The organism is Xanthomonas cissicola (assembly GCF_008801575.1).
GTDB classification, from domain to species: domain Bacteria; phylum Pseudomonadota; class Gammaproteobacteria; order Xanthomonadales; family Xanthomonadaceae; genus Xanthomonas; species Xanthomonas cissicola.
Genome location: NZ_VZPL01000015.1, coordinates 35,732 through 49,925, shown reverse-complemented (window position 1 = coordinate 49,925; position 14,194 = coordinate 35,732). Strand labels below are relative to the sequence as shown.

The window sequence follows — 14,194 nt, the reverse complement described above, 5'->3', positions numbered from 1 at the left end:
AGCCGATCATCGAATGGATCAAGCGCTGATCACCCGCATTATCGAAGCCGCCCTGCTGGCCAGCAGCCAGCCGCTGACGCTGGCGCAGCTGCTGGGGCTGTTTCCGGAAGACGAGCCGGCGCCGCCCGGCAGCGTGGAGCGCGCACTGGAACTGCTGCGCGAGGCCTGTGCCGACCGTGGCGTGGAACTGGTCGAGGTGGCCTCCGGCTTCCGCTTCCAGGTCAAGGCAGACGTGCATGGCTGGGTTGCCCGGCTGTGGACCGAGCGCCGCACCAAGTACACCCGCGCCACGCTGGAGACCCTGGCACTGATCGCCTACCGCCAGCCGATCACCCGCGGCGAGATCGAGCAGGTGCGCGGCGTGGCAGTGAGCAGCAACATCATCCAGGCGCTGGAAGAGCGCGAATGGATCCGCGTGGTGGGCCACCGCGACGTGCCCGGCAAGCCGGCCCTGTTCGGCACCACCAGGGGCTTTCTGGATTACTTCGGGCTCAAGCGATTGGACGAGCTGCCGCCATTGTCTGAGTTGAAGGACATCGCCGAGCTGGAACCGCAGTTGCCGCTGGACCGCGACGGGCAATTGGATGGCGCAGTGCCGGCCTCGGCAGCGATGGACGCGGCGCAGGATCGGGCGGATGCCGGTGGCGCTGAAGGCGGCGATTCGGATGCAGCGGCTGACGCTGCTGGTAATGCGGACACGGAAGCAGAAACCGACGCTGGCGCCGAGCCCGACGACAGCATCGGCGGCACCGGCGGTTGGCAAGATGCCACGGATGCGGACGAGGCCGACGCCTCGGCGACTCCGTCCCGGAACACCGATGCAGCGAGCGACCACAAGACCAGCGCCGAACGCGATCCTGAAAGTGAAACCGACAACGATGCCGATGCCGATGCCGATGCCGATGCCGACCAGCATGCGCAGGAATCGGTCGGCGATGCCGGATTCGACCAGCAAGACCCGATCTCGACCAAGCAATCGATACGCACGCGACCGACGCAGTAAACGACCAGACACCGCAACACCCCGAGCATGGCTCGGTGCACGAGAAGAACACGCAGGACCCAGACGACGCCCGTGAGGGCGACCCCGACACCGCGCCGGGAACGCGCGCGGATGCAGTGAACGAAGACGAAGACAACGCCGTCGCGACGACGACCGTGGCTGTTGACGAAGCCGATTCCGACCCAGAGGCCGACCCGCAACGCGGCGGCCGGAGCCAGACACATGAGTGACACCCCCCGCAAGCTGTCGTTGAACAAGCTTTCCCTCAAGCGCGACAGCGCGCCCGAAGCGCCAAAGCTGGAAGAGCGCCTGCACAAGGTGCTGGCCCAGGCCGGCCTGGGTTCGCGCCGCGCGCTGGAACAGCGCATCGCCGACGGCCTGATCAAGGTCAATGGCGCCGTTGCGCAGACCGGCATGTCGGTGCGCAGCGGCGACAAGATCGAGTTGGACGGCCGCAGCTTCGTGGCCAGCGCGCTGACCGAGCCCTCGCGCGTGCTGATCTACAACAAGCCCGAAGGCGAAGTGACCACGCGCGAAGATCCCGAAGGCCGCCCGACCGTGTTCGAGTCGCTGCCGGTCCTGAAGGGCTCGCGCTGGATCGCCATTGGCCGCCTGGACATCAACACCACCGGCCTGCTGCTGCTCACCACCGACGGCGAGCTGGCCAACGCGATGATGCACCCCTCCTACGAGGTCGAGCGCGAATATGTGGTGCGCGTGCGCGCACCGGAAGGCGAAGAAAAAGTCTCCGATGCCATCATTGAGCGCCTGTCGCGCGGTGTGCTGCTGGAAGACGGCGGCGCCAAGTTCGACGAAATCGAACGCATCGGCGGCACCGATTCGCACGACTGGTTTCGTGTGGTCGTCAAGGAAGGCCGCAACCGCGAAGTGCGCCGTCTGTGGGAATCGCAGGGTTGCCAGGTCAGCCGCCTCAAGCGCAGCCGCTACGGCAAGATTTCGCTGCCGCGCGAACTGCTGCGTGGGCACTCGGTGGAAGTGGCGCAGGACAAGGTCGACGCCTTGCGCGCCGAACTGAAACTGGAAGAAGGCGCGCCGTCGGCACTGACGCTGCAGCCGGTGATCGGCCAGCGCCGCGCCGCCAAGTCCACCGTACACGTCTCGCGCGATGGCCGCAGCAATGCCTACGTCAACGGCCAGACTTCCGGTGCCGATGAAGGCCGCGAGCTGCGCCGTTTCGACAATCTGCGCGAAGATCGCGGCCGCGGCGGTCGCGGCAAGCCGGGCGGCTTCAAGGGTGGCCTGACGGTCAGCGGCGAAGCGGCCGCTCGGCAATCGCAGCAGCGCCCGTTCAAACAGCGCGGCCCGGCCAAGGGCGACCGCGGCGCGTTGCCGGACGGCAATCCGGCCGCGTTCCGCAGCTGGTATGTGCCCGATGGCGTGAGCACCGGCCCAAGCGGTCACCGCAATGCCGGCCCGAGCGGCCCGGGCACCGGTCAGGCACGCCCGTATGCGAAGAAAGGACCAGGCGGCGCGCGTCCGGGTACCGGCGGTCCAGTTGGCGCCCGCTCGGGTGGTCCGGGGCGCGGCGCTGGCGGCGGACAGGGGCAGTCGCAAGGCCAGGGGCAGCGCAAGCACCCGTATGGGCACCCGGGCAACGCACCGAGCTTCCCTTCCGATCACGCCAACCCGGGTTTCAATCCGTATGGTGCGGCACGCCCTGCTGGCCGCCCGAGCGGTGGGCGTCCGGGACCGGGTGGCAATCGCGGCCCGGCATCCGCCAACCGCGGCCCCGGCGGTCCAGGTGGTGGCGCCGGCGGCCCAGGTGGCGCACCGCGTGGCCCGGGCGGCCGTCCGCCGGGCGGCGGTAATCGTCGCCCTCCTGGCGGCGGCAATCGCGGTCGTTGAGCGTCAACTGCTCCGCACAATAGAAAACGGCCCTGCAAAGGGCCGTTTTCTATGGCGGACGGCATCGGTCATCCACTTAAGACCGGGAAGTTGCGGCGCATCCGCGCGTGCAGTCGTTTAACGAAGGCACTCCCTTACACGTCATCGCGATGCAAGGGCCGCACCGATTGGTTGTGCGCAACCCGGATGCTGCGACGTAGACCGGCAGGACGCCTGCGCAGCCGTCGAGTGGGCGCGGCTCGTGCCGGAGATCGACACGAATCACTTGTGCTCGCCGGTTCTGGACGTGCCGTGCACGCCCACCCGGGCCTGCTCGCTCGGTTTGTCACCACTCTTACTTGCGACGCTCGATCACGAAATTACCGACGTTGACACCCAGGTCCACACCCTCGCCCGTACCTGCCAGCGCGAGCGAGATATCGCCCTTGGTGACCACCTGCGCGGTGCTGGACTTCACGACGCCGGCATGCGCTTCGGCAGCGGCATAGGTGCCGAACAGGTCGTTGAGGCTATAGGCACCGCTGAAGGTGCCGCGGCCGCCGACGATCTTGGACTCACCGACGGTCAGGCCACCGCCTTTGCTGGAGATTTTGACCGGAATGACCGCACCGTTATCGCACTTGATGGTGCCGGTACCGCTGGCGGTCTTGTAGAACACCGACCAACCGGACAAGTTGAACGACAGCTGGCAATCGATGTTGCCGGCGGCCTGCGCCTGCGGAGCCAGCGTGGCGGCGCCGAGCAGCGCGATGAGCGAAAGTGACTTGATCATGTGAGCAGTGCCAGTGGTGGACGTGGCGCGAGACTAGCAGCGCCGATGTGGCAGCCGCGACAAGATTTCAGTGCGGCGCATGCGTTTGTTCAGCGAGGTCTTAGCTGGACTCGACATGGCAGCAGAGCTGCCGCCGGCAGCCGCGCCATGGGATGATTACCGCATGCCACGCACCGTCTACAGTCTGCTCGTCAGCGCACTGCTGCTGCCCACCCTCGCCCATTGCGGCGAGGCAATTCCCACCCAGGGTTACACGGTCGTCAGGACCTATCCGCACGACACCGCTGCCTTCACCGAAGGCCTGTTCTATCTGGACGGGCATCTCTACGAGAGCACCGGCGAGCTGGGCCAGTCCAGCGTGCGCAAGGTCGACCTGGACAGCGGCAACGTCCTGCAGCAGGTCAACACGCCGCCGCCTTTCTATGGCGAAGGCATCGTGGCCTGGAAGGACCGCCTGATCCAGCTGACCTGGCGCAATCAGCGCGGCTTCGTCTACGACCTGGCCACGCTGGCACCGCGTACCCAATTCACCTATTCCGGCGAGGGCTGGGCGCTGACCAGCGACGACCGCCAGCTCTACATGAGCGACGGAACGGCCAACATCCGCCGGCTGGACCCGCAGAGCCTGAAACAGATCGGCACCATCAAGGTCACCGCCCGCGGCAGGCCGCTGGACAACCTCAACGAGCTGGAATGGGTCAAGGGCCAGTTGCTGGCCAACGTCTGGCTAACCACCCGCATCGCACGCATCGACCCCGCCAGCGGCAAGGTCATCGCCTGGATCGACCTCAAGGCACTGGTGCCAGACCCCGACACCTTGACCGATCCCACCAACGATGTCCTCAACGGCATTGCCTACGACGCCGAGCACGATCGCTTGTTGGTCACCGGAAAGCGCTGGCCGAAGATCTACGAGATCAAGCTGGCTCAGTAGCCGGGATTTGGGATTTGGGATTGGCAGCAGCGGGCTGGCAGGCATCTGTGCGGCAGCGCTTGTACCCATCTCGAATCACCAATCCACAATCTCGAACCGATCCGCATCCAGCATCGCGGGAAAACGGGCGCGGTGCTCGGCCAGCGCGGTGGCGCTGATGGTGGTGGTGACCACCTGCTCGCGTTCGCGGATTTCCACCTGTGGCTGGCCAAGGAAATCGATCACCGCGCTGTCGCCGGCGTAATGCAGTTGGTTGCCATCGATGCCAATGCGGTTGACCGCCGCCACAAAGCACAGGTTTTCGATTGCGCGTGCGCGCAGCAACGTCTTCCACGCATAGGCGCGGGCGGACGGCCAGTTGGCGACGAACACTTGTAGATCGAAATCCAGCTGCCCCGGGCGCTCCACATCGAAGCGGTTGCGGCAGAACACCGGGAAACGCAGGTCGTAGCAGACCTGCGGATTGATCCGCCAGCCCTTCCATTCCACTGTCAGACGCTCGCGCCCGGCCGCGTAGCGCAGATGCTCGTTGCCGAAGCGGAACAGGTGACGCTTGTCGTAACACTGCAGTGCCCCGTCGGGCGTAGCCCATAGCAGCCGGTTGAATACACCGGCATCAGTGCGCACCTGCACGCTGCCGGCGACCGCTGCACCCAGACGTGCGGCCTGCGCGCGCGCCCACGCCACGGTCGGCCCGTCCATGCCTTCGGCCTTGTCGATGGCGTCGTTGGAGAACCCGCTGGTGAAGGTTTCCGGCAGGATCACCAGATCGGTCTGCCCGACCAGCGGCTCCAGCAGCGCAGCGTAATAGTCGCGATTACCGGCGGGGTCATGCCAGCGGGTGTCGCCTTGGATCAGGGAGATGCGCAGGTCGTGCATGGTGAGACTCGGGAATGGAGAATCGGGAATAGGGAATCGAACAGCGGTTTAATGAGGGCGTTATGTCATCGAGCCAGTGCGAATTCAGATCAAAAAGCGGCCGACCGCTCTTACGATTCCCGAATCCCGATTCCCGATTCCCGGCTCGTCAGAGCCTACGCAGGCGCTCGATCGCCGCATCCAGCGTCGCATCGTTCTTGGCAAAGCACAGCCGTGCCAGGCGCTGCCCTGCAGGCGCGTTCTCGTAGAACGGCGACAACGGGATCGCGGCCACGCCGTTCTCGATCGTTAGCCACTTCACGAATTCGGTATCGGGCAGATCGCTGATGGCCGAGTAATCCACCAACTGGAAGTAGCCGCCGGGCACAGGCAACGGCTTCAAGCGCGTGGTCAGCAATTGTTCGCGGAACCGGTCGCGCTTGGCTTGATAGAACGCGCCCAGTTGCTCGTCGTGTTCGGGTTCGTCGCGGATCATCGCAGCGAAGGCGTGCTGGGCCGGACCGAAGCTGGTGAAGGTGTTGTACTGGTGCACCTTGCGGAATTCGGCCGTGAGCACCGGCGGCGCGATGGCGTAGCCGATCTTCCAGCCCGTGCAGTGGTAGGTTTTGCCGAAGCTGGAAATCACGAATGCGCGCTCGCGCAGTGCCGGCCAGCGCAGCACCGACTCGTGCCGGCGGCCATCGAACACGATGTGTTCGTAGACCTCATCGGACAGCAAAAAGATCTCGGTGCCGCGCAGCAGTTCGGTCAGCGTCTGCATGTCCGCGGCCGACAGCATCGCGCCGGACGGGTTGTGCGGCGAGTTGATCATCAACAGGCGCGTCTTGGGCGTGATCGCGGCGCGCAGCGCATCCCAGTCCACCGCGAAAGTCTGCGGGTGCAGCGCTACGTGCACCGCCCGCGCGCCGGCCAGATCGATCGCCGGCTCGTAGCAGTCGTAGGCCGGGTCCAGCACGATGACCTCTTCGCCGGCGCGCACCACCGCGTGGATGGCGTTGAAGATGGCCTCGGTGGCACCGCTGGTGACGGTGATCTCGGTGTCGGCATCGACCTGCGCGCCATAGCAGCGCTGCGCCTTGCCGGCGATGGCCTGGCGTAATGTGGCCACGCCGGTCATCGGTGGATACTGGTTGTGGCCGGCCGCCATCGCCTTGCTCAGTTCGTCGACCAGCCGCTGCGGCACCGCGAAATCGGGAAAGCCCTGGCCCAGATTGACCGCGCCGTGCTCGGCCGCCAGCTGCGACATGACGGTGAAGATGGTGGTGCCCACCTTGGGCAGCTTGGTCGTAAGGGGCATGGTGCCTGTCCGGACAAGAAACGGACCGCGAGTGTACGCAAAGCCGCCAGCAGGTTGCGCCCGGACGCTGCAAAACAGCGTTCCCTGACACACCGCGGCGCCTGCAGCGCTGCCGCAGACGTCCCCGGCATGCCACCATCGTCGCTACAATGCGCGCCCGGTCCGGCGCGCCCTGCCCCGGCCCTTCCCCATGCCGTCCTGCGACCCGAGCCCGCTGCACCGATGATCGAACCGCTGCACACCGCACCGCCGCTGCTGGCGGCGCACGACCTGGCCTTCAGCCGCAACGAGGAGCCGGTGTTTGGCCCGCTGGATTTCCATGTCGATGCCGGCGAGGCGCTGCTGGTGCAAGGCGACAACGGCGCCGGCAAGACCACGTTGCTGCGCGTGCTGGCTGGCCTGCTGCATGTGGAGCGCGGGCAGATCCAGATCGATGGCAAGAGTGCCAAGCGCGGCGACCGCAGCCGCTTCATGGCCTACCTCGGCCACCTGCCCGGCCTGAAGGCCGACCTCAGCACGCTGGAAAACCTGCACTTCCTGTGCGGCCTGCACGGCCGCCGCGCCAAGCAGATGCCCGGCAGCGCGCTGGCGATTGTCGGCCTGGCCGGTTACGAAGACGCGCTGGTGCGGCAGTTGTCGGCAGGCCAGCGCAAGCGGCTGGCGCTGGCACGGCTATGGCTGTCGCCAGCGCCGCTCTGGTTGCTGGATGAGCCGTACGCCAACCTGGATCTGGATGGCATCACCCTGGTTAACCGAATGATCTCCGCGCATTTGCGCGGCGGTGGCGCGGCGCTGGTCACCACGCATGGTGCGTATGCAGCGCCACCGGTGCGCACGCGCATGCTCACGCTGGAGGTTGCGGCATGAGCACGCATTCGCCGCAACCGTCGCTCTGGCAGGCGGCCCGCGCTCTGCTTGCCCGCGACCTGCAGCTGCTGTGGCGGCGCCGCCGCGATGCGTTGCAGTCGGCACTGTTCGCGCTACTGATCGTGGTGTTGTTCGCGTTGGGACTGGGCGGCCGCCCGGACCTGCTCGCGCAGGCCGCGCCGGCGGTGTTGTGGCTGTCGGTGTTGCTGGCTGGCCTGCTGTCGCTGGACGCCTTGTTCCGCAGCGATGTGGAAGACGGCTCGATGGAACAATGGCTGCTGGCACCGGTGCCATTAGCCTGGTTGATCGCAGTGCGCGTGCTGCTGCATTGGGCGACCAGTGCGTTGCCGCTGATTGCAGTGACGCCACTGCTGGGCGAATTGCTGCACCTGCCGCATGACCAACTGCCGGTGCTGCTGGCATCGTTGGCGCTGGGAACGCCGCTCCTGAGTCTGCTCGGCGCCGTGGTTGCGGCACTGACGGTGACGATGAAACGCTCTGGTATTCTCGTCGCGTTGCTGGCGCTGCCGCTGTACGTGCCGGTGCTGGTGTTCGGTGCCGGCAGCGTGGCGGCTAGCGGACAAGGGCAGGATGCGGTGGGTGCGTTGTTGTTGTTGGGCGCCGGATTGGTGATCGGTGTGGTCCTTGCGCCGCTGGCTGCAGCGGCCGCGATCCGTATTTCGTTGAGTTGAGCGCTGCAGTCGTTGCATTGTCGATAGCATGCCCCGCACAACGCGTTGTTGCTGTTTCGAGAGCCAATGCCATTCCAAAGGCTACTGCCATCGCATGAACGTCGTCGTCCGCTGGTTCCACCAACTCGCATCGCCCCCGATCTTCGACCGTTTTACTGCGCGCTGGGCGCCGTGGTGCTACGCGCTGGCCGTGTTGCTGCTGGGCGTGGGCATCTGGCAGGCCTTGTTCGCGGTGCCGGCGGATTACCAGCAAGGCGACAGCTTCCGTATCCTCTACATCCATGTGCCGAGCGCGTGGATGAGCCTGTTCGTGTTCGGGCTGATGGCGCTGTATGCGGCCATCGCGTTGATCTGGCGGATCAAGATCTGCGAGATTCTGGCGATGGCGTGCGCGCCGATCGGCGCTGCATTTACCGTGATCACCCTGCTGACCGGCAGCATCTGGGGCAAACCGATGTGGGGCGCCTGGTGGGACTGGGACCCGCGCCTGACCACCGAATTGATTCTGCTGTTCCTGTATCTGGGCGTGATCGGCCTGTACCACGCCATCGACGACCGCCGTCAGGCTGCACGCGCGGCGGCGTTGCTGGCCATCGTCGGAGTGGCGCTGCTGCCGGTGATCCGCTATTCGGTGGTGTGGTGGAATTCGCTGCATCAGGGCCAGAGCATCCGCCTGCTCGGCCCGTCGACGATCGATGCCAGCATGCTGCTGCCGCTGTGGTTGATGGTGATCGGCACCAAGTTCTGGTTTGCCGGCTCGCTGCTGACGCGCGCGCGCGCCGACAACCTGCGCCGCGAGGCCGGCAAGGCCTGGATCGTGGGCGATGCGCAGGAGAGTGCGGCATGAGCTACCTGCCTTACGTCATCGCCGCCTATGCGGTGTTCGTGCTGGTGCTGCTGTGGGACCTGATCGCCGGCCGGTGGCAGGTGCGTCGCGCATTGAAGATCGCCCAGGCGCGCCGCCTGCGCGAGCGCAAGCGCGCGGTGCCCAGCGATGCGGAGCTGATCCGGTGAACCTGCAACGTCGTCGCCGCCTGTGGCTGGTGCTGGCGTTGGTACTGGCCGGCGGGCTGGCCACCACGCTGGTGGCGATGGCCTTGCAGCGCAACGTGGCCTATCTATACACGCCATCGGAAGTGCTGCGCGGCGATGCCGGCGCGCATTCCCGCTTCCGGCTCGGCGGCATGGTCGAAAAAGGCTCGTTCAAACGCGCCTCTGGCTCCTTGGAAGCGCAATTCCGCGTGACTGATGGCGATGCACAATTGACCGTCAGTTACCACCGCATCCTGCCGGACCTGTTTCGCGAGGGGCAGGCAGTGGTGGCCACTGGCCGCATGCAGCACGGCATCTTCGTCGCCGAAGATGTGCTGGCCAAGCACGACGAAACCTATATGCCGAAGGAAGTGGCCGACAAGATGGGCAGCGCGCACCGCAAGCACGATGTGCCAGCCGCGGCCGGTCAAGTTGGAGAGCGGCAGTGATGCCGTGCATCGGGACATCGGCATGCCGGCCGGCAGGTGGCTTGCGCGGTGCGTGCGCAGCTAATGATGTCACCGCGCGTGGGCAAGCAGGTGCAACTGCTGCCGGAATTCGGACTCGGCAGTGCACTTGCCGTTGTGGCACTGGCCCATGCTCGACAACGCGCCGACCCGATGCTTCCTGAACTCGGGACGTTGCTGCTGGTGCTGGCCCTGCTGGTGGCGCTGGTGCAGGCCGTGGTGCCGCTGGCCGGCGCACAGCGCGGACGCAGCAGCTGGATGGCCGTGGCGCGACCGGCGGCGCTGGTGCAGCTGGCACTGATCGCATCGGCCTTCGCCGTGTTGACGCACGCCTTCTTGGTGCAGGATTTTTCGGTGCGCTACGTCGCCGAGAATTCCAACAGCCTGCTGCCGGTGATGTACCGCTATTCGGCAGTGTGGGGCGCGCACGAAGGCTCGCTGCTGCTGTGGACGCTGGTGCTGGCGTTGTGGACCGGCGCGGTGGCGATCTGGTCGCGGCAGCTACCGGCGCATGTGATCGCGCGCGTGCTCGGCGTCTTGGCGCTGGTGAGCATCGGGTTTCTGGCGTTCTTGCTGTTCACCTCCAACCCGTTTGCGCGGTTGTTTCCGGTGCCGCTGGAGGGTGGGGACCTCAATCCGCTGCTGCAGGATCCGGGGCTGATCGTCCATCCGCCGATGCTGTATTGCGGCTACGTCGGCTTTTCGGTGCCGTTCGCATTCGCCATCGCCGCACTGTTGGAAGGCCGTATGGATGCGTGCTGGCTGCGCTGGACGCGGCCGTGGACCAATGTCGCCTGGTCGATGCTCACCGTCGGCATCGCGCTCGGTAGCTGGTGGGCGTATTACGAGCTGGGCTGGGGTGGCTGGTGGTTCTGGGACCCGGTGGAGAACGCCAGTTTCATGCCGTGGCTGGTGGGCACCGCACTGTTGCATTCGCAGGCGGTGACCGAAAAGCGCGGCAGCTTCGCCAGCTGGACCTTGTTGCTGGCGATCGCCGCCTTTGCGCTGTCGCTGCTGGGCACGTTTCTGGTGCGCTCGGGCGTGCTGACCAGCGTGCATTCGTTCGCCGCCGACCCGTCGCGCGGGCTGTTCATTCTGGTATTCCTGCTGGCCGTGGTCGGTGGTTCGTTGCTGCTGTATGCGCTGCGCGCGCCGCTTCTGTCGGTGGCGGACGATCCGCGTCGCGCATTCGCCGGCAGTTCGCGCGAAACCTTGTTGCTGTTGAACAACCTGCTGCTCACCTGCGCCTGCGCAATGGTGTTGCTGGGCACCTTGTATCCGCTGCTCGCCGATGCCTTGGGGCTGGGCAAGCTGTCGGTTGGCCCGCCCTACTTCGGCACCTTGTTCGTGGTGTTGATGGCGCCGCTGGTGGCATTGCTGCCCTTCGGCCCGCTCACCCGCTGGCAGCGCGAACAGGCCTCGCGGCCGTTGGCGCTGCTGGCGCCGTGGGCAGCCCTGGCGTTGGCTGCCGGCGTGCTGGCCTGGTTCGCCGCGCCGCAGGGGCAGTTGAAAGCCGCCTTCGGTGTCGCCGGTGCAGCCTGGGTGTTGCTGGGCACCGCGCGATTTCTGTGGACGCGGCGGGCGGCCAAGGGGCGCAAATTCACCGCCGAGATGCTGGGCATGGTGCTGGCGCACCTGGGCGTTGCGGTGTTCCTGTCCGGTGCCATGCTGGTGGAGGGATTGAGCCTGCAGCGCGAAGTGGCGCTGGCGCCCGGGCAACAGGTGCAGATCGGCCGCTATGCACTGCATTTCGACGGGCTGGAAGAACTGCGCGGGCCCAATTACGTGTCCGACCGTGCCAACCTGCAGGTGTTCAAGGACGATGCGCCGGCGGGCATGCTGCATGCGGAAAAGCGCCGCTACGCCAGTGGCGGCCAGACGTTGACCGAGGCGGCGATCCGCCCTGGCCCGTTTGGCGACCTGTATGTCGCCCTTGGCGAACCGCTGGGCAACCAGGCCTGGGCGGTACGTGTCCACCTCAAACCGTTCGTCCGCTGGATCTGGCTGGGAGCGCTGCTGATGGCGCTCGGCGGCCTGGTGACCGCGGCCGACCGGCGTTTTCGTCGTTCTCCGGAGATCCAAGATGGTTGAGTCACGTTCACCCCGTCTGCCCACTGCGGTTCTCGTGGGCGCCATCGTGCTGCTGCTCGCCCTGGCAGCGCTGCTGGTCTATGCGGTGGTGCGCTCCGGTCAGGACGATCGCGATGCCCTGCCTTCTGCACTGATCGGCAAACCGGCGCCGGAATTCGCGCTGCCGCTGCTGCACGACCCTGCCATCGTGGTGCATGCGCGCGAACTGCGCGGCGCGCCGTACATCATCAACGTGTGGGGCAGCTGGTGCCCGGCCTGCCGCGAAGAACACCCGGTGCTGAGCCGCTTCGCACTGACCAAGCGCGTGCGCGTGATCGGCTACAACTGGAAGGACGAGCGCAATGATGCGCTGCGCTGGCTCGAACAACTCGGCAACCCGTATCTGCTGGTGGTCGCCGATCAAGATGGCCGCACCGCCATCGATTTCGGCATCGCCGCTGCACCGGAAACCTTCCTGGTCGACGGGCGTGGGGTGGTGCGCTGGAAGTACAGCGGCATGCTGACCCAATCCATCATCGACACCCAGTTGATTCCGGCGCTGAGCCAGATCGAACGTTCCCCCACCGCCGCACCGGACCTGCACGCCAAACAATGAGGCGCGCCTGGCTGCTGACGCTGCTGTTGCTGCCCTGGCTGGCATTCGCCCAGCCGGTCGGCGATCCGGCGCCGCTGCGCTATGCATCGGCCGAAGAGGAGGCGCGTTTTCACACACTTACCGCCGAGTTGCGCTGCGTGCAATGCCAGAACCAGTCACTGGCCGATTCCAACGCGCAGATTGCGCAGGATCTGCGCCGCGAGGTGCTGGCTCTGATGCACCAAGGTCGCAGCGATGCGCAGATCCGCCAGTTTCTGGTCGCGCGCTATGGCGAGTTCGTGCTGTACCGCCCGCGCGTGGAGTCGCGCACCTGGCTGCTATGGTTCGGCCCGCTGCTGGTGTTGCTGCTGGGCGCGGGCGCCGTGGCGCTGGTAGTACGCAAACGCAGCGTGGCCGCGCCTACCGTGCCTGCCGATGAGCAGGAGTGGTGATGGCCGGCTTTGTCATCGCGGGGCTCGTGATTGCGCTGCTGGCGCTCGGCCTGGTGTTGCGCCCGCTGTGGCGCGACGCGCGCGGCCTGGCTGCGAGCGTGGCGGTGTTGCTGCTGGCCGCGAGTGCGGCGTTGTACTGGCTGGTCGGAACGCCAGGCGCCATGACGCAGCCGACCAATCGCCTGCCCACGCCACGTTCGCTGGACGAAGCCATCGTGCAGCTGCGCGCGGCGTTGGTAAGCAACCCCGATCAGGCCGAGGGCTGGGTGTTGCTGGGGCGCTCACTGTCCAGCCAGCAGAAATTTGCCGAAGCCCGCGATGCCTTCGCACGCGCGGTAGCACTGCGTCCGGACGAAGCCGACGTGCTGGTCGCCGCGGCGCAGGCGCGCATGCTTGCCGACGACAGCGGCCGCCCGGATCCGGAAGCCATGCGCCTGCTCGAACACGCGCTGGCGATGCAACCGGACCATCAACGCGCGCGCTGGTTCCTGGGGGTGGTGCAGCGCCAGGCCGGCGAGCCGGCCAAGGCCAGTGCGACGTGGGAGCCGTTGCTGAGCGTGGTCGATACCAAGACTCGCCCCGGCCTGCTCGAACAGATCAACGCCGCGCGACAGGAAGCCAGGCTAGAGCCGATCCAGGCACCGGCTGCGCCTACCGCCGCTGCAGCGAGTGGCAAACGCATCCAGGTGCGCGTGACGCTGGACGCCGAATTCGCCAAGCGCGCCGGATTGCCCGGCGATACCAGCGTGTTCGTGATCGCGCGCGCGGCCGACACGCCGATGCCGGTGGCGGTGGAAAAACACACGCTGAGCGAGCTTCCATTGACCCTCACGCTGGACGATGGCGACAGCCCGATGCCGACGCGCACGCTGTCGTCGCTGGACCATGTACAGCTGCTGGCACGGCTGTCGCGCAGCGGCAACGCCATGCGCCAGGCCGATGACGTGGAAAGCGCGCCGGTGACGATCGCATTGCCTGCAGCCGCACAGGTGGAACTGGTGATCGGCCGCTGATGGCTGACGCATTGCGCGTGACGGGCGACATCACCGCCCTAACTGACGCGGGCAAACACTTGATCTTCGCGCCGCCATGGCGCTGTACTGAAAGCGACATCACGCCGCGTATCGACGGAAGTCAAGCGGAGTTTGCGAAGTTAGGTGCGGAGCCGGATGCTCCGTTGTCTACATGGGGCATGCAGACGAACGTATGCAACGCCGGCCAGCAACCTGCTCACTGCACCAATGAGCGACCCTCACTTCGTTGCATTT

14 protein-coding genes and 1 pseudogene are annotated in these 14,194 nt (G+C 66.4%); 12 read left to right on the top strand and 3 right to left on the bottom strand.

The genetic code is table 11. From position 1 onward, the window contains the following. Positions 1 to 13: 13 nt before the first annotated feature. Positions 14 to 1,233 (top strand): annotated as a pseudogene (gene scpB / locus F7R02_RS08880) (SMC-Scp complex subunit ScpB). Continuing rightward, a complete protein-coding gene (locus F7R02_RS08875) occupies positions 1,226 to 2,869 on the top strand; it encodes a pseudouridine synthase (protein ID WP_078589389.1) in 1,644 nt (547 codons plus the stop codon). Before scpB ends, F7R02_RS08875 begins: the two are co-directional and overlap by 8 nt. A gap of 334 nt (positions 2,870 to 3,203) precedes the next feature. Here F7R02_RS08875 and F7R02_RS08870 read toward each other — a convergent pair whose 3' ends face one another. Beyond that, positions 3,204 to 3,641: a hypothetical protein gene (locus F7R02_RS08870; protein ID WP_078589391.1), complete on the bottom strand. Its 438-nt coding sequence runs from the start codon at positions 3,639 to 3,641 to the stop codon at positions 3,204 to 3,206. 163 nt (positions 3,642 to 3,804) lie between these two features. Between F7R02_RS08870 and F7R02_RS08865 the strand changes: the two genes are divergently transcribed. Further along, the gene (locus tag F7R02_RS08865; protein WP_005922525.1) at positions 3,805 to 4,575 is read left to right on the top strand and encodes a glutaminyl-peptide cyclotransferase; all 771 of its coding nucleotides are present in this window, start codon (positions 3,805 to 3,807) and stop codon (positions 4,573 to 4,575) included. A 75-nt stretch (positions 4,576 to 4,650) separates the two neighbouring features. Here F7R02_RS08865 and F7R02_RS08860 read toward each other — a convergent pair whose 3' ends face one another. After that, complete coding sequence (locus F7R02_RS08860) at positions 4,651 to 5,454, bottom strand: amidohydrolase (RefSeq protein WP_011051508.1); 804 nt, start codon at positions 5,452 to 5,454, stop codon at positions 4,651 to 4,653. Between the two features lie 148 nt (positions 5,455 to 5,602). Beyond that, positions 5,603 to 6,751 carry a pyridoxal phosphate-dependent aminotransferase gene (locus tag F7R02_RS08855; protein ID WP_078589393.1) on the bottom strand — a complete coding sequence of 383 codons (1,149 nt, stop codon included), beginning with the start codon at positions 6,749 to 6,751 and terminating at the stop codon, positions 5,603 to 5,605. 222 nt (positions 6,752 to 6,973) lie between these two features. Between F7R02_RS08855 and ccmA the strand changes: the two genes are divergently transcribed. From ccmA to F7R02_RS08810, 9 genes are all read left to right on the top strand, one after another. Then, positions 6,974 to 7,618 (top strand): heme ABC exporter ATP-binding protein CcmA, encoded by a 645-nt coding sequence (ccmA, locus tag F7R02_RS08850; RefSeq protein ID WP_003487011.1) that lies wholly within the window; start codon positions 6,974 to 6,976, stop codon positions 7,616 to 7,618. Next, positions 7,615 to 8,310 carry a heme exporter protein CcmB gene (ccmB, locus tag F7R02_RS08845; RefSeq protein ID WP_078589395.1) on the top strand — a complete coding sequence of 232 codons (696 nt, stop codon included), beginning with the start codon at positions 7,615 to 7,617 and terminating at the stop codon, positions 8,308 to 8,310. The genes ccmA and ccmB overlap by 4 nt, the downstream gene beginning before the upstream one ends. A 94-nt stretch (positions 8,311 to 8,404) precedes the next feature. Beyond that, a complete protein-coding gene (gene ccmC, locus F7R02_RS08840) occupies positions 8,405 to 9,157 on the top strand; it encodes a heme ABC transporter permease CcmC (protein WP_078589397.1) in 753 nt (250 codons plus the stop codon). Next, on the top strand, positions 9,154 to 9,324 hold the full coding sequence (locus F7R02_RS08835; RefSeq protein WP_033483498.1) for a heme exporter protein CcmD: 171 nt from the start codon (positions 9,154 to 9,156) through the stop codon (positions 9,322 to 9,324). Before ccmC ends, F7R02_RS08835 begins: the two co-directional genes overlap by 4 nt. Continuing rightward, positions 9,321 to 9,791: a cytochrome c maturation protein CcmE gene (gene ccmE, locus F7R02_RS08830; protein WP_078589399.1), complete on the top strand. Its 471-nt coding sequence runs from the start codon at positions 9,321 to 9,323 to the stop codon at positions 9,789 to 9,791. Before F7R02_RS08835 ends, ccmE begins: the two co-directional genes overlap by 4 nt. Positions 9,792 to 9,962: 171 nt before the next feature. Beyond that, a complete protein-coding gene (locus F7R02_RS08825; RefSeq protein WP_078589445.1) occupies positions 9,963 to 11,900 on the top strand; it encodes a heme lyase CcmF/NrfE family subunit in 1,938 nt (645 codons plus the stop codon). Beyond that, positions 11,893 to 12,495 carry a DsbE family thiol:disulfide interchange protein gene (locus tag F7R02_RS08820; protein ID WP_007964622.1) on the top strand — a complete coding sequence of 201 codons (603 nt, stop codon included), beginning with the start codon at positions 11,893 to 11,895 and terminating at the stop codon, positions 12,493 to 12,495. The genes F7R02_RS08825 and F7R02_RS08820 overlap by 8 nt, the downstream gene beginning before the upstream one ends. After that, positions 12,492 to 12,926, top strand: a complete 435-nt coding sequence (locus F7R02_RS08815; RefSeq protein ID WP_167520997.1) for a cytochrome c-type biogenesis protein — start codon at positions 12,492 to 12,494, stop codon at positions 12,924 to 12,926. Before F7R02_RS08820 ends, F7R02_RS08815 begins: the two co-directional genes overlap by 4 nt. Beyond that, positions 12,926 to 13,939 carry a tetratricopeptide repeat protein gene (locus tag F7R02_RS08810; RefSeq protein WP_167520996.1) on the top strand — a complete coding sequence of 338 codons (1,014 nt, stop codon included), beginning with the start codon at positions 12,926 to 12,928 and terminating at the stop codon, positions 13,937 to 13,939. Before F7R02_RS08815 ends, F7R02_RS08810 begins: the two co-directional genes overlap by 1 nt. The last annotated feature ends 255 nt before the right edge of the window (positions 13,940 to 14,194 follow it).